Raw genomic sequence first — 20,890 nt, 5'->3', positions numbered from 1 at the left:
CCCCGACATCCCCGCCCTCTCGCAGAATGAGCCGTGCATGAAGTCACCGTCCGGCCGCCGCCGCCGAGCCCGCGCACCCCGACGCGCCACGCCCCCGCGGATACTGACCCTTGCGGCCCTCCTCGTCGTCGCGTCCCTCGTCGCGGGCTATCTGGCCCTGACCCGGTCGGACACCACCACCCCGACCGCCTCGTCCGGGACCGGCGAGAAGGCCCCCGCGCAGAGGAACCAGGAGCCCGAGTGGGACGGCAGGACGAAAGTCCTCGGAGACGGCTCCACCTCCTACACCGGCCCGCCCAAGGGGCAGTTGAAGCCGGTGCCGCTGAAACCGGGCGAGAAGCCGCCCCAGTTCGTGGTCTTCTCGTGGGACGGCGCGCTGCAGGGCGACGACGCGCTCTTCTCGCACTACCGGGAGCTGGCCGAGAAGTACGACGCCAACATGACCTTCTTCCTCACGGGCATCTACCTGCTGCCCAAGAGCAAGAAGGACCTCTACTCCCCGCCCCGGCACGACCAGGGCTCGGCGGCGATCAGCTACCCCACCGACGAGCACGTCCGCACCACGCTGGAAGAGCTCGGCAAGGCGTGGCAGGACGGGAACGAGATCGGCACCCACTTCAACGGCCACTTCTGCGGCAAGAAGGGCGGCAGCGAATGGAGCGTCGCGGAGTGGAAGAGCGAGATCGACCAGTTCTACGGCTTCGTCGAGAAGTGGAAGACCAACACCGGCTTCAAGGACATGGACCCGCTGCCGTTCGACATCAGGAAGGAGGTCACCGGCGGCCGTGCCCCCTGCCTGGAGGGCCAGGAGAACCTGCTGAAGGCCGCCAAGGACTACAACTGGCGCTACGACGCCAGCTCCGCCGGCGACTTCCAGATATGGCCCCGCAAGAAGGACGGCATCTGGGACTTCCCGCTGCAGATGCTCCCGTACGAGGGCGGCAAGTACCAGGGCCTGTCGATGGACTTCAACTTCCTCTACAACCAGTCCGACGGCGAGACCGAGGGCGACCCGGCGAAGTACCCCGAGTGGGAACGGCAGACCGTCGACACCTACATGGCCGGCTTCAACCGCGTGTACTACGGCAGCCGGGCCCCGATGTTCGTCGGCAACCACTTCGAGAACTGGAACGGCGGCATCTACATGAGGGCCGTCGACCAGGTCATCAAGACCGTGTGCACCAAGAAGGACGTCAAGTGCGTGTCCTTCAGGGAGCTGGCCGACTGGCTGGACGCGCAGAAGCCCGGGACGCTGCAGCGGCTGCGCACCCTCGACCCGGCGCAGTCGCCCGACTGGTCGGCGGTCGTGAAGTAACAGGTTGACAAGTTACGGACACCACCCTTCACAACAGCCCCACACCCCGTGCGAAGATCTGCTTCCCCGGCCGCTGTTGGCCGGTGCAAGAGGGGAAAACACCAGTGAAATCGAGAAGACTGACCGGGACCCGACGCCGCGTCACCATACTCGGGGCCGCGGCGACCTCGGTCGTCGCCGGAGTCGCCCTGCTGCCCAACTGGAGCGCCGGCGCGGCCGTCGTCGACGACCCGACGGTGGACGCCAAGACCAAGGCCACCTTCCAGCGGCTGGCGGACGCGGTCTTCACCGACCGCACCAACGCCCTGGTCGACGCGGGGGCGGGCGATCGCGAGAAGCAGCTGACCAACGGCTTCTCCGGCGACGTCAGGCTGTCCTCCGGCACGGCCCGCGCCGAGGACGCCACCCTGTCCGCACTGGGGCAGCGCAAGGAGAAGCTGGCGAAGGCCGGCGAGAAGTACAGCAAGGCCGGCACCACCGTCACCCTGAACGCCACGCGGGTGACGGGCCGTACGGCCAAGGCGGCGGTCACCGAGACCACGACCCTGACCTACGCCCAGGCCCGTGGCGACGCGCCGCGGACCACCGGCTTCCAGGCCCACCACGAGCTGACCTTCCGGGCCGACCGGCAGGGCAACTGGCAGCTGACGGGCATCCGCGACACCGACCAGGGCGGTCTCGCGGTGAACACGCTCTCCAAGCCGGCCTCCGTCAAGGCGACCACCGCCGACGACACCATGCCGAGCGCCCCCCGGGCGGCGACCACCCGCAACCCGGCCGCCGTCCCGAAGACCGCCACGACGTACGACTACAAGGCCATGGCGGCCTACGCGGAGAAGCACTGGAACGTCTACAACAAGGACTACCCGGACTTCAACGGCCAGGGCGCCGGCGGCGACTGCACCAACTTCGTCAGCCAGGCCCTGAAGGCGGGCGGCTGGAAGCACGTGCCCGGCTACGTGTACGACTACACCAGGTGGTTCGGCAACGCCGACATCCAGTCGCACTCGTTCATCGGCGTCAACGAGTGGTCCTGGTTCGCCCAGAACTCCAAGCGGACCAAGCCGCTCGCCAACGTCTACCAGATGGAGGTCGGTGACGTCCTCCAGGTGGACTTCGACCGGGACGGGTCCAAGGACCACACGATGATCGTCTCGTTCAAGAGCGGCGGCGTGCCGTACCTGACGTACCACTCCAACAACACGCTGCGCAGGTCGGTGGCGAGCATCGTCGCGTCGTACCCGAACGCGTACTACTACGCCTACCGCACCTGAGACCGGGCGGGGGCCGGGCTCAGTGTCCGGCCCCTCGCTCCTCGCGGATCAGGTTCACCACCCTGGCCACCGCCTGCCGGATCGCTTCCGTCTCCGTCAGGAAGTGCCAGTAGTCGGGATGCCGGCCCTCCAGTGTGGTGATCGCGCGGTCGAGGCGGGCCACGGCATCGTCCAGCGGGCGGGCGTGGCGCGGGTCGGGGGTGTTGCGGCCGGCCATCGCGAGACGCTGGGCGTCGCGGATGGCGAAGCGGGTGCGCTCGATCTCCTGCTGCGGGTCCTTCTGCACGGCGTTCAGGCGGTGCAGGCGGTCGCCGGCGGCCGACACGGCCTCGTCGGTGGTGTTGAGGAGGGCTCGCACCGTCGACAGCAGGGATGTCGCGTCGGGCCAGCGCTGTTCGTCGCGGGCGGTGCGCGCCTCGGCGAGTTTGGTCTCGGCCCGGCGGACGTTCTCGGTGGCGATGCCGGGGACGTTCTGCAGGTCCTGCCAGCAGGCGGCGGTGAAGCGGCGGCGGAGCTCGCTCAGGACGGGGTCGACCTGCTCGGAGCGGGTGGTGAGGGCCTGGGCCCGGGTGCGCAGGGAGACGAGCCGGTGGTCGATCTCGGCGGCGCGTTCCGGGAGCCGCTCGGCCTCCACGCGGACCGATTCGGCCTCGCGGGTGACCCGCTCGGCCCGCTCCAGGGTCTGCGGTACGCCGTGCCGGCCGGCGCCCTGGTTCAGCTTGGTCAGCTCCGGGGAGAGGACGGCCAGACGGGCGGCGAGGTCGTCCGCCTTCAGCCCTGACGTTCGTACGGCGTCGAGGGCGTTGGAGGCGGCGAGCAGGGCCTGGCGGGCGCGTTCCACCGCGGGGGCGAGGCGGGCCAGCTGGGTCTCGGCCTTGCCGAGCAGCGGGCCGAGGCCGTCGGTGAACCGGTCGAGCTCCTGTTTGACCCGGCCGAGTTCCTCCTTGGCGGCGGTCAGCTCGGTGCGGGCCCGGGAGGCGGCCGAGGCCTCCAGGTCGTCGCGGTCGAGGTCGTGGGCGTCGACGGCGTTGATGTACCGGTGGCTGACCTCGTCGATACGGCGGCCGAGCGCGTCGAAGTCGGCGACGGCGCGGCGGGCGGCGGGGGAGTCGTCGACGGCGGTGATCGTCTCGATCGAGATGCGCAGGTCGCGCTGTGCGGTGTCGAGCTCGTAGAACGCGGCCGCCGCGGCGTCCTTCGCGGCCTGTGCCTCGGCGCGCTGGCTCTCGGCACGGCCGCCGAACCAGCGCCGGGTGCCCCCGCCCGCGAAGGCGGCGGGCAGTGCCAGCGCGGCCAGCAGGGGGAGTCCTACGAGGGTGAGCGTGTCGCGCAGGGGGCCCGCGGTGCGGGGGAGGTGGCGGTGTGCGCGCGGCACCGACGGCGAGTACGGCTGCGCTGGTGTCGCCGTCACATCCCTCTCCCGTGCTGTGGTCCACCCTGCCCGGTGTCATTCTCCCACCGGTTAAGGACGAACACACGGGCCGGTCAGTTCACCGTTCGGACCGAAATTCCGCCGTCGCCGGTCCGGACGTCCACCACATGGGAGCTCGACTCGCCGCGGGGCACGGACACGTCCACCCCGCCGTCGCCGGTCTCGGTGGCCACCCGGTAGGTGGCCTTCGGCAGCGCGATGGTCACGGAGCCGTCGCCGCTGCGGGACTCCACACGGGCCGGAACGGCGCCGAACTCGAGGCGGACCGAGCCGTCACCGGTACGGGTGCGGACGTCACGGGAGGAGACGTCGGCCCGGATGGATCCGTCGCCGGTGCGCAGCTGCAGGGGGCCGGTGGCGCCGGAGACGCGGATGGATCCGTCGCCGGTGCGCAGGTTCAGAGGCCCGGTGGTGTCGGTGACGCGGACGGAGCCGTCACCCGCGTGGATGCTCAGCGGGTCCTGGAAGCCGCGGGCGCGGACGCTGCCGTCACGGTCCTGGACCTTGACGGCGATACCGCGGGGCACCTCGATGCGGTGTCTGGCCGAGCAGTCGGCGACGACGCCGGAGCACTTCAGCCGCAGTACCAGACGGTCGTCCCGCATGGACCAGGTGACCTCGGGCTCGTTGCCGAAGACGACCTTGCCCTTGAACCACCGGGTGACCTCGATCGTGCCCGCCGGGGCGGCATCGGCGGCGACGATCTCGAGGGCGGAGTCGTCGGAGTCGACGGTGAGCGTACGGCCCCGGAGGTCGAAGGACCTGTGGTCGGGTTCCTTGTCCTCCCCGGCGGACGCGCCGCAGGCGCTGAGCCCGGCGACGAGGACCACGACGGCACCGGCGATGGCGGCCGCGCGGGCCTGGGCTGGGCGTGTGGTGCCGTTGGTGCGAGTGGTGCGGGCCATGACGATCTCCCCCAGTGCGGACGACGGGCGCCTCCCGGCGCTCTACGACCGTATGGACCCCGGACCCGCCGGGGGATCCGGACGGCTCCCGGATCCGCGGTGGGGTTAACCCCCGCCACGGACCGCGATACGGGTTTGCGGGACCGTGCCCCGGGCAATGTAGGCTGTCGACTCGTCCTGGGTGCGAGGCCCGGGAGCCGGGTGCGTAGCTCAGGGGTAGAGCGCCTGCCTTACAAGCAGGATGTCGGCGGTTCGAAACCGTCCGCGCCCACAGCACTGCGTAACGGATCAGAGGCCCTTCCAGCGGCCACTGTTGAGGCCTTCCGTGAGGATTCCCGGAAGGCCTCAGCCGTGTCGGATCAGTAGTTCGCGTTGGCGAGCACTTCCCCGTTCTCGTCGTAGACGGTCACGATGCCGTTCTTGGACTCGTAGCACGAGGTGAACGCCGAGGCGATGAGCTTGCCCTCACCCTGGTGGGGACCCATCAGGCCGCCGGTGAAGTCGGTGAAGACCTCCGCCGAGTCGAGGATGTCGTTGCGCTTGTCCGCGCCGGTCACCTTGGTGACGTGCTCGACCGCGGCCTTCTCGGTGCCCGTGCCGTTCTTGGCGACGCAGGCCCGGAACTGCTCGGCCTGGGTCCTCCCGTCGACCGGCCCGGCCTTCTCGTCCCGCTCGGCTCCGTCGTCCTTCGGCTTGCTGTCGGCGGCGACGGCCTTGTCCTTGGCCGAGGTGTCCGTGCTGTCATCGCCTCCGCCGCCCGTCGCGACGGCGGCGATGACGAAGAGGGCGATGACGCCCGCGCAGCCGAGGCCCGCGATCTTGCCGACGCCGCGCTTCTTCGGCGGCTGCGGCACCGGGGCGCCGAACCCCGGCTGCTGGGGCGGGTAGGGCTGGTTGGGCTGCTGCGGGTACTGCTGGCTCATGGGTTCCTCTCGCGGTCATTCGGGTTCTGCGGGTGCATGACCTGTGGAGGCGAGGCGCAGTTGTGGAAGGCCGAACCAGTTCACCCGATCGGGCCAGGGGCGGCCGTACGTCCGACGGTGACCCGCATGTGCGTCCGGGCCGAGGGGCTTCTCTAAGATGTGCGGTGTGAAGAGCCCCGCATCGCGCGCCCTGCCACCCGCCGTCCGGCGGTGGCGTGTGCTGTGTGTGCTGGGGCTCCTGGTGGGGCTGCTGGGGATGCACGGTCTGGCGCCCGGTGGCGCCACGGCGCAGCAGCACATGCCGCAGCCGCGTGTCTCGCAGACGCATGCCCAGGCCGTGCCGTCCGGTCACACCGGTGACGGTGCCGAGGCCCAGGACGGTTGTGCGCAGGGCGGGCACTGCGGTGGTGGGCACGTCCAGCACGCCGACGCGACCTGCGCCTCGGGTGCCGTCGGGGGCGGGCCGGTGTTGCCCGCTCTCGTCGCCGATCCCGTCCCCGGATGTGTACCGGAGGACGCCGTACGCGCCTTGGCGGCCGTGGCACCGGAGGGTGCGCGTGCCCCGCCCGACCTGGCCGAACTCCAGCTTCTGCGGATCTAGACACCACGCACGCACCGTGCCGGCACCAGTGCCGGGGCGGTACGTCGCCGTGTCCGGATCCGGATCCGGATCCGTTGAGGAGCAGCAGAAGCAGCACCAGAAGCAGGAGTTCACATATGAACAGCATCCGTACCCTGACGCGCCGGGCCTCGATCACCGTGGCAGCGGTCGGCGCCGGGTTCCTCCTCGCCGCGTGTGGTGGGGGCAGCGGTGACGGCAATGGCAGTGGGCACGAGAAGCACGCCTCCGCCTCCGCCTCCGCCGGCGCGGGCAGCGAAGGCGGTGCCGAAGCCAAGGCCGGTGCCCACAACGCCCAGGACGTCTCCTTCGCGCAGGGCATGATCCCGCACCACCGCCAGGCACTCGAGATGGCGCGGATGGCCGACGGCCGGGCCTCCTCCGGTGCGGTCAAGGACCTCGCGGCACGCATCGAGAAGGCGCAGGATCCGGAGATCAGGACCATGTCCGGCTGGCTGAAGATCTGGGGCGAGGACGTCCCGGCGGCCGGGGCCGGCATGGACCACTCGGCCTCGGGTCACGCCGGGATGCCCGGGATGATGGGCGAAGCCGACATGGCCGAGCTGGAGAAGTCCTCGGGCAAGGCCTTCGACACGAAGTTCCTGGCCCTGATGGTCGAGCACCACGAAGGTGCGGTGGAGATGGCCACCGTGGAGAAGAGCAAGGGCCGGTACGCCCCCGCCAAGACCATGGCCGACGACATCATCACCGCCCAGAACGCCGAGATCCGCGAGATGAACAAGCTGCTCGGCAAGAGCGGCTGACCTTCGGCCGCTACGAGGCTCCGTCGGGCTGCTCCGGCGGAGCCTCGTGCGCGTGCTTCAGCTCCGAGCGGGCCGCCACCCGCTCGGGGCCGGTGAGTTCGGCCCAGTAGCGGTGGGTGCTGACGAACACCGCGAGTTCGCGTTCCCGCTGCCGGAGCTTCTCCACCTCGGCCTGTTCGTCGGCGGTCCAGCCGGGGGAGGCGGGGCGTTCCACCTTGCGCCAGCCGTTGTCGTCACTGAAGCCGTCCAGCGGCTCCACCGACCAGGGGAGCCGCTTCAGCAGGGCCGACAGCTCGGCCCGGACCTGATGGAGTTCCTCCTGGCCGGCGAGGAGGTCACTCGGAAAGTCATAGGTCGTAGCCACGACCCAATGATACGCCTGTTCGAATTTAGGTGGCGAGTCTGTTCTCGTGGTCGACCGCTGTCGCAGGGGAGCCGCAAGGGCGACACTGGGGGCATGTGCCGGAGTATCAAGACCCTGCGTCCGCCCGCGATGCCCGAGGAGGCCACGGAGGCGGACATCCGGGCCGCCGCGTTGCAGTACGTGCGGAAGGTCTCGGGCTTCCGCGCCCCCGCGGCTCACAACCAGGAGGTGTTCGAACGCGCCGTGGAGACGATCGCCCAGGCCACGGCCGAGTTGCTGGACGGGCTGGAGGTCCGGGGAGCCGCCCGACGGGTGAGCTAGGCCCTACGACACCCCCGACGCCCGCGGCTGTCGCCGCATCAGATAGGCCGCGCCCGCCCCCGCCCCGAACAGCGCGCCCACCGACACCGCCGTCGCCAGCCAGCTCGCGCCCAGCCAGTGGGCGCCGAAGTAACCGAGGGTGACGCTGTACGTGGCCCAGGTCAGGCCCGCCAGGGCCGACCAGGGGAGGAAGTCGCGGGCGCGGCGGTGGGCGGCGCCCGCGCCGAGGGAGACGACCGAGCGGCCGGCGGGGGCGAAGCGGGCGAGGACGACGAGCGCGCCACCGCCCCGGGCGAGGGCAGCGCCGAGACGTTCCTGCGCGATGGTCAGCCGTCGGGAGCGGGAGATCGCCCGGTCCAGCCGGTCGCCGCCCCGCCAGGCGAGGCGATAGGCGGCCAGGTCGCCGAGGACGGAGGCGGTGGCCGCGCACAGGATCAGCACCAGGATGTCGGGCACGTCGGCCGCCGAGCCCGCGGCCGCCGCCGTGGCCGCCGTGATCACCAGGACACCGCTGGGCAGCACCGGCAGGAACACGTCGAGCAGGACCGACAGGGCCACCGCCCCGTAGATCCACGGGCTGCCGACCAGCGACCCCACACACTCCAGCACCGCAACTCCCCGTGATTCCCCCGTGGGCCAGGCCGTGCCGCGGTGGCGAGGGGGAGCGGCAGGGGTGGCCGATGACAGCCATACAGCGTACGCCTGGGGTGTGACGGGCGGTTCACGGGGGGCTCGTATGTTCGGTACCGAGTGTTCACACGGCTCAAGAAGACGGCGCCTCCCCGCACTCGCGGGAAGGCGCCGCTCCGCGCCGTGCCGGTCGGGCGGCTCAGGCCGCCACGGGGGTCTGGTCCGTGGACCGCTGCTCCTGTGTCGAGGAACGCTTGGCCAGCAGTCGGTCGACGCCGAACGCGCCGGAGCCCGTGAAGATCAGCAGGAACATGGCCCAGCAGTACAGGGCCGCGCCCTCGCCGCTGTTCTCGATCGGCCACAGGCCCTGCGGCTGGTGCACCTTGAAGTAGGCGTACGCCATCGCGCCGGAGGCGATGAACGCCGCGACGCGGGTGCCCAGGCCCAGCAGCACCAGGCTGCCGCCGACGAGTTCTATGACGGCCGCGTACCAGTTCGGCCAGGCGCCGGTCGCGGCGGTGCCGCCCTTGCCGTCCACGCCACCGAGGACGCCGAAGAGCGCGACGGCGCCGTGGCAGGCGAACAGCAGGCCGACGACGATCCGGAACAGTCCGAGAGCGTACGGCTGCGCGCCGTTGAGGCGAGCGGTCATGGGGGGTCTCCTTCGGTCGGCCGGCCGGGGGAAGGCCGGTCGGGGGACAGAACCGGTGAGTAACCCACGTTAGGTGTGCCTCATTAATGCTTGCAAGTTCAACATTTGGCCATTGGTTTACCCCTGCCGAGGGCTCACTCCCGCCCCTAACTGCACGTTGGGCGGCCCTCGCCGCTGCACTCGCGTCCCGAAAGTGTGACCGAATCAACACCGCGTGGCGAGCTGTCAGGTGATGCCGCGTCAGGGCGTGAGCTCGGAGTCCAGGAGGGTCGTCAGGCGTGGGCCCGTTCCCTCCCGCGCCCGCGCCTGCTCCAGTCGCAGCCGGGCCGAACGCCCGCGCAGTGTCAGCGTCATGAGCTGGTTCCCGAACCAGGGGCCGCCCGTCTTGCGCCAGCTGACCGGCGGCCGGGAAAGGCGTCCGTGCGACGCGAGGCAGCGTCCGATGCCGCGCGAGACGGCGTTCCAGCCGATACGGAAGGCCATCCGGATGGACAGCGGGACGGAGTTGTGGACGGGGGAGCAGACGAGCTGCACCACCCGGGCGTCGGGACCGTCGCCGGGCCATGAGGGCTCGGCGACGTAGGCGTGGTGCACGTCGCCGGACAGCACGCACACGGTCGCCGGCGCGTCCCGCCCCGAGCCGGCCTCGGCGATCAGCTCCGCCAGCCCCGCGAAGGACTCGGGGAACGCCGACCAGTGCTCCAGGTCGGCGGCCCGCCGTAGCTTCTCCCCGACCCGCGCCCAGCGCTCGCCTCGTTCCCCCCGGCACAGTGCCGCGTTCCACCCCTCGGCGTCGTGCACCAGGTGCGGCAGCAGCCAGGGCAGTGAAGTGCCGAGGAGGAGGTGGTCGTAGGACCCCGGCGTGTCCCGCACCTGCGCGCGCAGCCAGGCCTCCTCGCCCGGGTCGAGCATCGCGCGGTTGTTCTCGGCGAGGACCCGGGCCGCCCGGCTGTCCACCATCACCAGGCGTACGCGCCCGAAGTCACGCCGGTAGCTCCAGCGGGTCGTGGCGGGGTCGGCGTCGGCCCGGGCGGCGAAGGCGCGCAGCACGTCCGTGCCGTCGGGCAGCTTCCGGACCTGCTCGTACACCGGGTCGGCCGCCAGTTCCTCCAGGGAGAGGTTGCCCAGGTGCTGGTGGACCCAGTACGACATCAGGCCGCTGAGCAGCCGCTCCCGCCACCAGCCGGTGGCCCGCATGTCGGAGAGCCAGGAGGCGGAGGTGTTCCAGTCGTCGATGACGTCGTGGTCGTCGAAGATCATGAAACTGGGCACGGTCGAGAGCAGCCAGCGGATGCGCGGGTCGAGCCACGACTCGTAGTAGAGGTGCGTGTATTCCTCGTAGTCGGCGACCCCGGTGCCCGGCGGTTCGTCCAGGTCGCGGCGGGCCGCGAGCCAGCGCTGAGTGCTGTCGGTGGTCTCGTCGGCGTACACCTGGTCGCCGAGCAGCAGCAGGACGTCGGGCCGCTCGCCCTCCGGGTCGGCCGCGAGGCGGGTGGCCAGTGCGTCCAGGGCGTCCGGGCCGACGGGGTCGTGTCCGCCGGCCGGCGGTGAGGCCCAGCGGCAGGAGCCGAAGGCGACGCGGAGGCCGCCCTCCGGGCCCGGTGCGTGGATCGCCGAGGGCGGGAAGGGCGAGCCGGGCGGCGGCCACACCGAGGTGCCGTCGAGGAGGACCTCGTACGTCGTGGTCGTACCGGTCGTGAGGCCGGTCACCGGGACCAGCGCGTAGTGGTGGCCGGCGATCTGGAAGGTGTCGGCCGCGCCGCCGGAGCCGTCGGCGCAGCGCACCTGGGCGGTACACGGCCGGCTCGTCTCGACCCATACGGTCGCGGACGAGCCGTCGGTGTACCTCAGCAGTGGTCCGAGGCGCAGTCCCGCCATCGTGGTCCCCTCTCCGTCGCCCCGTACGGTACGGAACGACGGAGGTCAGCGGGGAGATCCCGACACGAATTGCGTCGGCGTCTCAGCAGTTGGCGAGGTGGTTCTGCAGTGCCGACTTCTCGGCCGAGTCGACCGAGAGGTCGTAGTAGTACTTCACCTGGACCCAGGCGCGGACGTAGGTGCAGCGGTACGCCGTCCGGGAGGGCATCCAGGTGGCCGGGTCCTGGTCGCCCTTGGCCTGGTTGACGTTGTCGGTGACCGCGATGAGCTGCGGGCGGGTCAGGTCGTTGGCGAAGGACTGGCGGCGGGAGGTCGTCCAGGAGTCGGCGCCGGAGTCCCAGGCCTCGGCCAGCGGGACGAGGTGGTCGATGTCGACGTCGGAGGCGGCGGACCAGGTGGCTCCGTCGTAGGGGGAGTACCAGCTGCCACTGGTGGCGGCGCAGGAGGAGTCCTGGACGACGTTCGTGCCGTCGCGCTTGAGGACGACCTCGCGGGTGTTGCAGGTGCCGGACTGGGTGATCCAGTGCGGGAAGAGGTCGCGGTTGTAGCCGGTGCGGTCCTCGGTGGCCACGGTGAGGGTGGCGAGGTAGGAGCGGGCCGTGGCGCCGCTGATGGGCGTGGGGAGGGCGGCGGAGGCCGTCGGGGCGCTGAAGAGGGCCACGGAGGATATGAGGGCGGTGGCGGCCGCGGCCACGCTCAGCCGTCGACGCGCGTAGAACCTGGGCATGGAACTCCCTGGGGAGGAGGGGGTGTTGGCGTGCGAGCGAGGGAATGCTCGCGGCGCCGTGTTGCGCACAGGTGTGCGTCCGGTGAGAAGTTAGTGACGCGACCATGACATGACAAGATTCAAGGCGGAACTTTTCGCTCCAGGAGCGTCCCGTACCATGGACGGCGCAGAAGGGGAGTAGCTCTTCGCCGGACCGTCGACATACTGCTCAGCCCGCCTGAGCCGGCGCCCGGAGGCCGGTCCTTTCCAGGACCTGCCAGCGAGACCTTCGGCAAGCAGTGCACGCCCGTGCCCCACGGCACGGGCGCCGAGTGTGCTGCCGTGCCGAGGTGTCCGCATGATGTTCAGCACTCTCGGTGGGGCAGCCCCGACCGATTGAGGAACCTTGATCAGCCTGACCGTGACAGCCGTCGTCTTCGGCGTCGTCTTTCTCGCCGAACTGCCCGACAAGACCGCCCTGGCCGGACTCGTCCTCGGTACCCGCTACCGCGCCTCCTACGTCTTCGCCGGTGTCGCCGCGGCCTTCGCGCTGCACGTCGCGCTCGCCGTCGCGGCCGGCAGTGTGCTGACGCTGCTTCCGCAGCAGATCGTGCACGCGCTGACGGGTGTGCTGTTCCTGGGCGGGGCCGCGATGCTGCTGCTCAAGAAGGGTGAGGACGAGGAAGAGGTCCGCAAGCCGGAGAACCAGTCCTTCTGGAAGGTCTCCGGCGCGGGCTTCATGCTCATCCTGGTCGCCGAGTTCGGCGATCTCACCCAGATCATGACGGCCAACCTGGCCGCCCGCTACGACGATCCGCTCTCCGTCGGCCTGGGCGCGGTGCTCGCGCTGTGGGCCGTGGCCGGGATCGGCATCGTCGGCGGAAAGGCCCTGATGAAGAAGGTGCCGCTGCGGCTGATCACGCAGATCGCGGCGCTGGTGATGCTGGGGCTCGGGGTGTGGAGCCTGTGGGAGGCGGTGACCGGATGAGCCGGGTCGGCCCCCGTGGGCTGAACGGTGGGTGAACGTCTGCCGGCGGCCTCTGGCGCGTGGCGGCCTTGTTTTGTACCGTGGAGGAACAAAGTGGCCCTCGCCCGTTTTCCCTGACCGGCGGGCGGGGCCGCCTTGTCCCTTCGGGGGCGCCGGCCGCGCCTCCTCTGCCTGAGCCTTGGAGCTGCCGATGACGGCCACCGCCGTGCTCAACGCCCGCGCCCTCCTGCTGGACATGGACGGCACCCTCGTCAACTCCGACGCCTCGGTCGAACGCGTCTGGCGGCGCTGGGCCGAGCGGCAGGGGCTCGACGGGGACGAGGTCATGAAGGTCGTGCACGGCCGGCAGGGGTACGCGTCGATGGCGCTGCTGCTGCCCGAACGGCCGATGGAGCAGAACTACGCCGACAACGCCTGGATGCTCGCCGAGGAGACGGCCGACACCGCGGGCGTCGTCGCGATCCCCGGAGCGCCGGAGTTCCTCGCCTCGCTGCGAGGTCTGCCGCACGCGCTCGTGACCTCGGCCGATGTCCCGCTGTCCACGGCGCGGATGGCCGCGGCCGGGCTGGAGCTGCCCGACGTGCGGGTGACCGCGGAGTCGGTCGGGGCGAGCAAGCCCGACCCCGAGGGCTTCCTGAAGGGCGCCGCCGAGCTGGGCGTGGCGCCCGCGGACTGCGTGGTGTTCGAGGACTCCGGGGCCGGGATCGCGGCGGGGCGCGCCGCCGGGATGACGGTCGTCGGGGTGGGGCCACGGGCCGCGGCGCACGAGCCGGACGTGATGGTGCCGGATCTCACGAAGGTGCGCGTGGAGGCCGCGGATGACGGGACGGTTCGCCTGTACGTGGGGTGACGCCGCCGGTCCGGTCCGCCGCCCGGCCGGTCTCGGCCGGCGCGAGCGGCGATGACCGCGTGTCACAGGCGGCCCCCGGGCGGCCTATGGCTCCTTGGTTTCCGACTCCAGTTCGGCCCTGGTCTCCCGGTCGTAGACCCCGAGGTCGTCGCTCTGGATGCCGCGTGACCACTGGTAGGTGCGGACGGCGTCCTCGACCCGGTCGTCGAAGGTGCCGTCGGCGTCCTCGTTGAAGAGGAGCAACTGGCGCAGGCGAAGCTGGAGTTCGGAGACCTCCGGCCCGGTGTCGCCGAGCCGCAGGGTGGTGGGGCCGCCGTTCTGGCGGGAGTTGTCCGGGGGTGCCTGCCCGGGGCCGGTCGCCGTCGCGGACGTCTGCGGTGCCGAGGGGGTCGCGGACCGCGACGGACTCGGCGAGGCGCTCGGCGCGGACGGTGACGGGGAGGCGGACGGACTGCGGGTGGCCGTCGGTGACGGTGGCGGTGCCGCGGGGGCCGGCGGTGTCGTCGGCGCGCTCCCGGTCGGCGGCGTGGCCGGCGCGCTGCTCGACGGGGTGTCCGGCACACCCGCCCGGGTGCCCTCCGGCAGTGCGGTGTCCCGCGACGGCGCCTCGTAGGAGAACAGCCCTGTCGCGTATCCGGCAGCCGTCACGACGGCGACACAGGCGCCGGCGGCCGCGGCGAGTAATACGGCACGACGCCGGCGACCGGGCCTGCCGCCGGGCCCGCCCCCTTCGAACGGGCCCTCTTCGGAGGCTCCCGCACTGTCGGAAATCCGCAGGTCGGTGACGCTGAGCTCGGTCGTCGCGGGCGCCGGCGGCGTCGGGAGCGCGGAGGTGCCCGGGGAGGCCGGCAGCACGGTGGTGGCGTCCGGGTCCGCCAGGCGCAGGGGCACGGTGGCGTCGGTGGCGGAGGGCGGTGGGCCGGCGTCTTCGGCCGCCCCTGCCGGGTGTTCGGACCCCGGGGCGTCCGCACGCGGGGAGAGGGCCGAGTCGGCCCCAGCGGGACCGCGCGACACGGCCCCGTTCTCCCGCCCCTGCGTGGGCTCCCGCTTCTCCGGCCCTTGCGTGGGCTCCCCGGTCGCGGACCCCCCTGCCGCCGCGTCGATTCCGACGTACGGGCGGATGTGGAGCGGGTCGAAGTCCTCCGCTGCCGCCGCCTGAGCCGTGCGGGTGTCGCGCAGGGCCTCTGCCACGCGGTGGGTGCAGGTGCAGGAGGGCGTCCTGTCCGGGCGTCTGGGCGCGCCGCACTCCGGACACGGGTGGCCGTTCGGCGGTTCCACGCGTTTCTCCCTCCCCTCGCGAACTCCAGAGATTATCCAGATCTTCTCCACAGTGCGGTCGACGAGCCCCGGAACGGCAGCTTCCAAAAGGGCTCGGCAGGCCATAGCGGGTCACACCGGTCACGATGGAAAATGTCACAACCGCCTGGGAGGTCTCATGGCCGGGGACGAGGTCTTCGACGCCGAGAACACGCGCACCACCACGACGACGGGCCAGGCCGCCCCCGCTCAGGAGCATGTCTCCGGGAGCGTGCTGGTCTCCCTCGGCGCCCTGCTCCTCGGCATGCTGCTCGCCGCCCTCGACCAGACCATCGTGTCGACCGCGCTGCCCACCGTCGTCAGCGACCTCGGCGGCATGCAACACCTGTCCTGGGTGGTCACCGCCTATCTGCTGGCCGCGACCGCGGCGACCCCGCTGTGGGGCAAGCTCGGCGACCAGTACGGGCGCAAGAGGCTCTTCCAGACCGCGATCGTGATCTTCCTCGTCGGCTCCGCGCTCTGCGGCACCGCCCAGGACATGGCCCAGCTGATCGCCTTCCGGGCCGTGCAGGGGCTCGGTGGCGGCGGGCTGATCGTGTTGTCCATGGCGATCGTCGGCGATCTCGTCCCGCCTCGTGAACGGGGGCGCTACCAGGGCCTGTTCGGCGCCGTATTCGGCGCGGCGAGTGTGCTCGGGCCGCTGCTCGGCGGGCTGCTCACCCAACACCTGAGCTGGCGCTGGGTGTTCTACGTCAACCTGCCCGTCGGTGTCGTCGCGCTCGCCGTGATCGCCGCCGTGCTGCACATCCCGCGCCGGGCCCGGCGGCACGTCATCGACTACCTCGGCACCTTCCTCATCGCCGCCGTCACCACCTGCCTGGTGCTCGTCGCCTCGCTGGGAGGGACGACGTGGAGCTGGGGATCCGCGCCGGTCGTCGCACTCGCGGTCCTGGGCGTCGTCCTCGCCCTCGCCTTCGTGGCCGTCGAGCGCCGGGCCGCCGAACCCGTGCTGCCGCTGAAGCTCTTCCGCGTCCGCACCTTCACGCTCTCCGTCGTGATCAGTTTCGTCGTCGGCTTCGCCATGTTCGGCGCGATGACCTACCTGCCGACGTTCCTCCAGGTCGTGCAGGGCGTCAGCCCGACCATGTCCGGTGTGCACATGCTGCCGATGGTGCTGGGCCTGCTGCTGGCCTCGACGGCCTCCGGGCAGATCGTCAGCCGTACCGGCCGCTGGAAGGTGTTCCCGGTCGCCGGCACCGGCGTCACCGCCCTCGGGCTGCTCCTGCTGCACCAGCTCGACGAGCACAGCTCCACCGCCGAACTGAGCGGCTTCTTCTTCGTCTTCGGACTCGGCCTCGGCCTGGTGATGCAGGTCCTCGTCCTCATCGCGCAGAACGCCGTCCCGTACCGGGACCTGGGAGTCGCCACCTCCGGCGCGACCTTCTTCCGCTCCATCGGCGCCTCGTTCGGCGTAGCCGTCTTCGGCACGGTCTTCGCCGGCCGGCTCGACGACCAGCTCACGGACGCCTTCCGGGGCACCCGACTCCCGCCCGGCGTCTCCGTGGACACCCTGGAGGCCGACCCGCTCGGCATCGCCGCCCTGCCGCCCGGCCTGCGCGGGCCGGCCCTGCACGCCTACGCCGTGTCCATCACGGACGTCTTCCTGTACGCCGCCCCGGTCGTCCTCCTCGGCTTCGTGCTGGCCTGGTTCCTCAGAGAGGACCCGCTGCGCCGCTCGGTCACCGCGCCCGACGTCACGGAGACCCTGGCCAGCAACCCCGTCGAGCGGTCCTCGCACGACGAGGTGTGCCGTGCGCTGTCGGTGCTCGGCGGCCGCGAGGGGCGGCACGAGATCTACCGGAAGATCACCGCCCGGGCGGGCTACGACCTGCTGCCCGCGACGAGCTGGCTGCTGCTGCGGATCCGGCGGTACGGCGCGGTCGAACCGGCCGTGCTGCCCGACAGCATGCCCGTACCCCTCAGCGTCGTCATGGAGGCCGTCCGGCAGGTCGAGGAGCGGCGGCTCGCCGTGCGCGAAGGGCTCGACCTGGTCCTCACCGACCGAGGACGCGAGGTCACCGAGCGGCTGGCGCAGGCCCGTGAGGAGTCCCTCGCCCAGCTGCTCGGCGACTGGTGGGGGCCCGGCCGGCCCACCGACCTGGTCCAGCTCGTACAGGAGCTGAACGGCGAACTGTGCGGGTCGCGGCAGGAGCGGCCGGACGGGCCGCGTCCGGTGGAGCGCTTCGGCTGAGCCGAGGGACAGGCGGTCAGGCCAACTGCTTGCGGAACCAGTGCTCGGCGTACGGGTCGTCGTTGTACGGCTCCGTCTCCGTGTAGCCGAGGCGGGCGTAGAGGGCACGGGCCTCGACGAGGTCGCCGCGCGTGTCCAGGACCATCCGGGTGGCGCCGAGCGCCCGGGCGGCGTCCTCGGCGGCCCGGACCAGCAGCGCGGCGCCGCCCCTGCCGCGCAGCGGCTCACGCAGGAACACCCGGGTGAGCTCGGCGGCCGAGCCGTCGAGCAGCCGTACACCCGCGGTGCCGGCGGGCTCACCGCCGTACCGGGCGACCAGCAACTGCCCGTGCGGCGGCGCGAGATCGGCGCCCGGCTGGGCGGCGATCTCCCGTTCCAGTTCGTCCGGGTCGGTGCGGCGTCCCTCGTGCAGCAGGTACCAGCGGTCGCTGACCTCGGTGTAGTACTCCCGCCAGAGAGCGGCGGAGGCGGGGGAGTCGTACGGTTCCGGGGTCACGGTCCAGGTCATGCCCGGCATTCTCGGCGGGCCCCGTACCGGGCACGCAACCGGATTTCCCAGGGGCCGTTCGGACGCCTGCGGGCCGCGGGTGCCGTTTGGGCGCGGGCTTCCGGGCTACCCGACCGGCGAACCGGCTCGCGAGGAGAGCCGGTTGGGCCGAGAACCCGGAAGGCATTCATGTCCACTGGCCTGATCATTGCTCTGATCGTGATCGCGGCGGTCGTCGTCATCATCGCGGCCGCCATGACCCTGCGCGCCCGAGGGCCTCGGCGTGGCCCGAGCCTGAAGCGGCGCTTCGGACCCGAGTACGACCTGGCCGTCGCCCGGCACGACGGCGACGCCAAGGCCGCCGAACGCGAACTCGCCGAGCGCGTGCACCGCCACGGCGACCTGCGCGAACGACCCTTGGAGCCGGTGCAGCGCGAACAGTACGAGGCGCGCTGGACGGCCGCTCAGGAGCGGTTCGTCGACTCGCCGCGTGAGGCGGTCGCCGAGGCGGACCGGCTGCTCGCCGAACTCGCCGCGGCCCGGGGCTTCCCGGGCGGGGGACAGTACGAGGAGCAGCTCGCCGCGCTGTCCGTGCACCACGCCCACCACGTGGACGGCTACCGGCGCGTGCACCGTGCCGCGCATCTGCGCGCGGAGGACGCCCGGGACGGCGGCACCGGTACGGAAGACATGCGCGAGGCCATGGTGGCGGCCCGTGCCCTGTTCGAGGAGCTGGTCCGGCCGACCCGCCACGACGGCGGAGGCCACGGCGTCGGACGGCGCGAGGACGGACGCCACGAGAGCGGACGGCACCGTGCCGGACTGAACGGCGGCCGCAAGGCCCCGGCCAACCGCGGCGGACACATGCCGTGGGCGCTCCACCGACGCCAGGCGAAGGAGAGTTGAGGCATGCCCGACATGAACCGCGACGTGAACCGCCCGTCCGGCGACACCCCCGCGGCCGGCAGCCCCATCACCCCCGATGCCCGCGGTGAGACGGCCCTCGGCACCGGCCACGGCGCTCGGCCGCACACGGACCGTGCCGACATACGCGGGATCGCACCCGACACGCGTGGTGCGGAAGCGGACCACGGCACCGGGTACGGCACGGACGCCGGCCGCGCCGACGCGCACGGCACCGGCCGGGACGGCCTGGGCCGCGGCATCGGGGAGCCCACTCCAGCCGGGACCCCCGGAACCTCCGGGACCCCGGGAACCTCCGGCACGTCCGGGACCGCCGGAAACCCCGGTGCCCACCTGTTCCCGCACGACGAGTCCGACAAGCTCGTCGCGCAGTTGCAGCACGCCGTCGCCGGGTTCGTCGACGGTCCCCGGTCCGCGGTCGAGGAAGCCGACCACGTACTGGAGGAGATCACGGCCAGGTTCACCGAGGCCGTGTCCCAGCGCCGCCGCACCCTGCGCACCTCCTGGCAGGAGCTCGACGGCGGCGAGGGCAAGCCGGTGTCGAGCGCCGACACCGAACAGCTCCGGCTGGCTCTGAAGGACTACCGGGAGCTGGCGGAGCGGCTGCTCCACGTGTGAACCGGTCAGCCGGCCACCGAAGGCCGGCCGGTCACCGACCCGCCCGGCGCTCCCGCCACTGCCGTACGACGTCCTCGACGTCGTACGGCTTCATACCCAGCGGGGGGCCGGGCGGCGGCCTGAACATCATGTCGCGGATCTTGTCGTTGATCTCCGTGATGATCTTCCTGACGATCCGTTCGGAGGGCGCCGCGTACGCGGCGAGCAGCGCGTCCTCCGCCTCCTTGCGCAGCGCCAGAGTCGGCGGCAGCACGGAGATCCCCTCGCGGGCCATCTTCCGCTTGACCCACCACAGCTCGTCGTAGGCGGCGTCGACATCGGCGGGCAGCGGCTTGCCCGCGCCCGGCAGCCGGTCGAACTCACCGCGGGTCTCCGCGTCACGGATCTGCTTGTCGACCCAGGACCCGAAGTCGACGCCGGGTGGCTTTCGCTCGGTCATGAGTCCATTGTGCCGGACACCGTGCGGCCGGGCGTTCTATCATTCGGCGGGCGCAAGGCCTGCTCAGGCAGGCCCTGGGGGGCCCGTCAAGAACGTCTCAGGGGGGAACGCACGTGCTCGAACTCACCATGGCCGCCGTGTCCGCGGTGGAGGAGGGTGCCACGGCCGGAATGCTCATGGCCGACGCGCCCAGCGAGCCCGGCGCGGTGCTGCGCGTGGGCCGTGACAAGTCCGTGTGCCGGCTCACCACGCCGGACGACTGGCTGTTCGTCTCCCGCGTCCATCTGGAGTTCCTCTGCGGGCCCGACGGGACCTGGCAACTCACCTGGCTGCGCGGCTCCCAGCCCGACCCGTCCTCCGAAGTCCGGCTGATGGTCGGGGAGTACGCCCAGCCCCTCGCCTACGGCGGAACCGTCCCGCTGCCCAGGGGCGGCAGCGGCGAGATCGTCATCCAGGACCGCACCGCCCCGCGCAGCGTCAACGTGGGTTTCTTCCACGAGGTGTGACGGCCGGACCGTACCGCGCATCGGGCAGGCGGTGTGCCATGAAGGGCCTGCCTGTGGTGAACTCCCGGAATTTCGACGCGGCTTCAGACAAGTGGGCGTCCCTGTTCCACACGAGGGTGAGAATCCGCCGACAGTGGGGAGCGTCGACACGCACCCAGGCGACGGGGGCATGTGCCTCCGTACCCACCTGGCGGGACATCGCCGGGATGAGGCCGATGCCGAGGCCTGCGCTGATCATGTCCTGACTGGCCGCTGGTTCGTCGCCCTCGCAGGACAGCCGCGCCGTGAGCCCCTCGGCCGCGAGCAATTTCTCGAGCAGGGCGCGCTGCCAGTTGCCGCGACGCGCCGCGCGAACCTGCTGCTGGCCCGCCCCGCCGCCACCGATGCCGAGCTGCGCGAGGCGGCCCGCAGGGCACGGCTGCTGGACTGGATCGAGTCGCTGCCCGACCGCTGGGACACCCTGCTCGGCTCGGACGGCACCACCATGTCGGGCGGGCAGCGCAGGCGCCTGCTGCCGGCCCGCGCGCTCCTCGCCGACCCGCCCGTCCTCGTCCTGGACGAACCCACCGAGGGCCTCGACCCGGACACCGCCGCCGCCGTACTCGCCGACATCCTCGACGCCACCCGCGGCCGCACCACACTCCTGGTCACCCACGAGCGCTCGGGCCTCGACGCGGCCGACCGGATCGTCACACTCGACGACGACCCAAGCTTCGACCCTGCGCGGTACGGCCAGGGCTTGCCCTAGACGTGGTCACACAGACCCGGGACGCCGACGGCCACGTCA

Annotated in this window: 24 protein-coding genes and 1 tRNA gene; 13 read left to right on the top strand and 12 right to left on the bottom strand. The window is 71.8% G+C overall.

The genetic code is table 11. The features are described from left to right. Positions 1-37 precede the first annotated feature (37 nt). Together IE97_RS0115450 and IE97_RS0115445 are read left to right on the top strand one after the other, a co-directional pair. Entirely contained in the window at positions 38-1,315 is a 1,278-nt protein-coding gene (locus IE97_RS0115450) for a hypothetical protein (protein WP_030238913.1), read from the top strand. Positions 1,316-1,419: 104 nt separating this feature from the next. Then, the gene (locus IE97_RS0115445; protein ID WP_030238911.1) at positions 1,420-2,589 is read left to right on the top strand and encodes an amidase domain-containing protein; all 1,170 of its coding nucleotides are present in this window, start codon (positions 1,420-1,422) and stop codon (positions 2,587-2,589) included. A gap of 19 nt (positions 2,590-2,608) precedes the next feature. Here IE97_RS0115445 and IE97_RS0115440 read toward each other — a convergent pair whose 3' ends face one another. Both IE97_RS0115440 and IE97_RS0115435 read right to left on the bottom strand, forming a co-directional pair. Next, positions 2,609-4,000, bottom strand: a complete 1,392-nt coding sequence (locus IE97_RS0115440; RefSeq protein ID WP_030238909.1) for a hypothetical protein — start codon at positions 3,998-4,000, stop codon at positions 2,609-2,611. 74 nt (positions 4,001-4,074) lie between these two features. Then, positions 4,075-4,926, bottom strand: a complete 852-nt coding sequence (locus IE97_RS0115435; RefSeq protein WP_030238906.1) for a DUF4097 family beta strand repeat-containing protein — start codon at positions 4,924-4,926, stop codon at positions 4,075-4,077. A 199-nt stretch (positions 4,927-5,125) separates the two neighbouring features. On the opposite strand from IE97_RS0115435, the gene IE97_RS0115430 reads away from it, so the two are divergent. Further along, positions 5,126-5,197: transfer RNA gene (locus tag IE97_RS0115430), tRNA-Val, on the top strand. Positions 5,198-5,285: 88 nt separating this feature from the next. Here the strand turns inward: IE97_RS0115430 and IE97_RS0115425 are convergent. Beyond that, the gene (locus IE97_RS0115425; RefSeq protein ID WP_030238903.1) at positions 5,286-5,849 is read right to left on the bottom strand and encodes a hypothetical protein; all 564 of its coding nucleotides are present in this window, start codon (positions 5,847-5,849) and stop codon (positions 5,286-5,288) included. A gap of 157 nt (positions 5,850-6,006) precedes the next feature. Between IE97_RS0115425 and IE97_RS0115420 the strand changes: the two genes are divergently transcribed. Together IE97_RS0115420 and IE97_RS0115415 are read left to right on the top strand one after the other, a co-directional pair. Continuing rightward, a complete protein-coding gene (locus IE97_RS0115420; protein WP_030238901.1) occupies positions 6,007-6,450 on the top strand; it encodes a DUF6153 family protein in 444 nt (147 codons plus the stop codon). Positions 6,451-6,566: 116 nt separating this feature from the next. Further along, the gene (locus IE97_RS0115415) at positions 6,567-7,232 is read left to right on the top strand and encodes a DUF305 domain-containing protein (protein ID WP_030238898.1); all 666 of its coding nucleotides are present in this window, start codon (positions 6,567-6,569) and stop codon (positions 7,230-7,232) included. A 10-nt stretch (positions 7,233-7,242) separates the two neighbouring features. Here the strand turns inward: IE97_RS0115415 and IE97_RS0115410 are convergent, their stop codons facing one another. Next, on the bottom strand, positions 7,243-7,596 hold the full coding sequence (locus IE97_RS0115410) for a hypothetical protein (protein WP_030238896.1): 354 nt from the start codon (positions 7,594-7,596) through the stop codon (positions 7,243-7,245). A 93-nt stretch (positions 7,597-7,689) separates the two neighbouring features. Here IE97_RS0115410 and IE97_RS0115405 point away from each other — a divergent pair, with 93 nt between their 5' ends. Beyond that, positions 7,690-7,917 carry a DUF2277 domain-containing protein gene (locus IE97_RS0115405; protein ID WP_030238892.1) on the top strand — a complete coding sequence of 76 codons (228 nt, stop codon included), beginning with the start codon at positions 7,690-7,692 and terminating at the stop codon, positions 7,915-7,917. A gap of 3 nt (positions 7,918-7,920) precedes the next feature. Here the strand turns inward: IE97_RS0115405 and IE97_RS0115400 are convergent, their stop codons facing one another. The 4 genes from IE97_RS0115400 to IE97_RS0115385 form a co-directional block, all read right to left on the bottom strand. Further along, positions 7,921-8,526, bottom strand: coding sequence for a DedA family protein (locus IE97_RS0115400; protein ID WP_030238889.1), 606 nt, complete (start codon positions 8,524-8,526; stop codon positions 7,921-7,923). Between the two features lie 220 nt (positions 8,527-8,746). After that, on the bottom strand, positions 8,747-9,199 hold the full coding sequence (locus IE97_RS0115395; RefSeq protein ID WP_030238886.1) for a DoxX family protein: 453 nt from the start codon (positions 9,197-9,199) through the stop codon (positions 8,747-8,749). A 240-nt stretch (positions 9,200-9,439) separates the two neighbouring features. After that, entirely contained in the window at positions 9,440-11,077 is a 1,638-nt protein-coding gene (locus IE97_RS0115390) for an alkaline phosphatase D family protein (protein ID WP_030238883.1), read from the bottom strand. Between the two features lie 82 nt (positions 11,078-11,159). Continuing rightward, complete coding sequence (locus IE97_RS0115385; protein ID WP_030238879.1) at positions 11,160-11,804, bottom strand: HNH endonuclease family protein; 645 nt, start codon at positions 11,802-11,804, stop codon at positions 11,160-11,162. Between the two features lie 385 nt (positions 11,805-12,189). Between IE97_RS0115385 and IE97_RS0115380 the strand changes: the two genes are divergently transcribed. Further along, the gene (locus IE97_RS0115380; protein ID WP_030238875.1) at positions 12,190-12,771 is read left to right on the top strand and encodes a TMEM165/GDT1 family protein; all 582 of its coding nucleotides are present in this window, start codon (positions 12,190-12,192) and stop codon (positions 12,769-12,771) included. A gap of 190 nt (positions 12,772-12,961) precedes the next feature. Continuing rightward, entirely contained in the window at positions 12,962-13,621 is a 660-nt protein-coding gene (locus tag IE97_RS0115375) for an HAD-IA family hydrolase (RefSeq protein WP_030238871.1), read from the top strand. 84 nt (positions 13,622-13,705) lie between these two features. Here the strand turns inward: IE97_RS0115375 and IE97_RS41485 are convergent, their stop codons facing one another. Beyond that, the gene (locus tag IE97_RS41485) at positions 13,706-14,812 is read right to left on the bottom strand and encodes a peptidoglycan-binding domain-containing protein (RefSeq protein WP_051704995.1); all 1,107 of its coding nucleotides are present in this window, start codon (positions 14,810-14,812) and stop codon (positions 13,706-13,708) included. Between the two features lie 244 nt (positions 14,813-15,056). On the opposite strand from IE97_RS41485, the gene IE97_RS0115365 reads away from it, so the two are divergent. Then, complete coding sequence (locus IE97_RS0115365; RefSeq protein WP_030898936.1) at positions 15,057-17,129, top strand: MDR family MFS transporter; 2,073 nt, start codon at positions 15,057-15,059, stop codon at positions 17,127-17,129. 16 nt (positions 17,130-17,145) lie between these two features. Here the strand turns inward: IE97_RS0115365 and IE97_RS0115360 are convergent, their stop codons facing one another. After that, a complete protein-coding gene (locus IE97_RS0115360) occupies positions 17,146-17,637 on the bottom strand; it encodes a GNAT family N-acetyltransferase (RefSeq protein WP_030238861.1) in 492 nt (163 codons plus the stop codon). 168 nt (positions 17,638-17,805) lie between these two features. Here IE97_RS0115360 and IE97_RS0115355 point away from each other — a divergent pair, with 168 nt between their 5' ends. Then, positions 17,806-18,522 (top strand): hypothetical protein, encoded by a 717-nt coding sequence (locus tag IE97_RS0115355; protein ID WP_030238856.1) that lies wholly within the window; start codon positions 17,806-17,808, stop codon positions 18,520-18,522. A 3-nt stretch (positions 18,523-18,525) separates the two neighbouring features. Then, complete coding sequence (locus IE97_RS0115350; protein WP_234331821.1) at positions 18,526-19,158, top strand: hypothetical protein; 633 nt, start codon at positions 18,526-18,528, stop codon at positions 19,156-19,158. A 31-nt stretch (positions 19,159-19,189) separates the two neighbouring features. Here IE97_RS0115350 and IE97_RS0115345 read toward each other — a convergent pair whose 3' ends face one another. Beyond that, positions 19,190-19,597 carry a DUF1992 domain-containing protein gene (locus IE97_RS0115345; RefSeq protein WP_030238849.1) on the bottom strand — a complete coding sequence of 136 codons (408 nt, stop codon included), beginning with the start codon at positions 19,595-19,597 and terminating at the stop codon, positions 19,190-19,192. A 113-nt stretch (positions 19,598-19,710) separates the two neighbouring features. Here IE97_RS0115345 and IE97_RS0115340 point away from each other — a divergent pair, with 113 nt between their 5' ends. Further along, entirely contained in the window at positions 19,711-20,103 is a 393-nt protein-coding gene (locus tag IE97_RS0115340; protein WP_030238845.1) for an FHA domain-containing protein, read from the top strand. Here IE97_RS0115340 and IE97_RS41480 read toward each other — a convergent pair. After that, positions 20,075-20,410 carry a LysR substrate-binding domain-containing protein gene (locus IE97_RS41480; RefSeq protein WP_234331820.1) on the bottom strand — a complete coding sequence of 112 codons (336 nt, stop codon included), beginning with the start codon at positions 20,408-20,410 and terminating at the stop codon, positions 20,075-20,077. The genes IE97_RS0115340 and IE97_RS41480 overlap by 29 nt on opposite strands. Between IE97_RS41480 and IE97_RS41475 the strand changes: the two genes are divergently transcribed. Next, entirely contained in the window at positions 20,291-20,851 is a 561-nt protein-coding gene (locus tag IE97_RS41475) for an ATP-binding cassette domain-containing protein (protein WP_420706098.1), read from the top strand. The two genes, IE97_RS41480 and IE97_RS41475, sit on opposite strands and share 120 nt — an antisense overlap. Positions 20,852-20,890 lie beyond the last annotated feature (39 nt).

The sequence above is a fragment of the Streptomyces sp. NRRL S-455 genome, assembly GCF_000717875.1.
Taxonomy (GTDB): Bacteria; Actinomycetota; Actinomycetes; order Streptomycetales; family Streptomycetaceae; genus Streptomyces.
The sequence above is the reverse complement of the archived record's forward strand: the minus strand, read 5'-3'. Positions and strand labels throughout refer to the sequence as shown.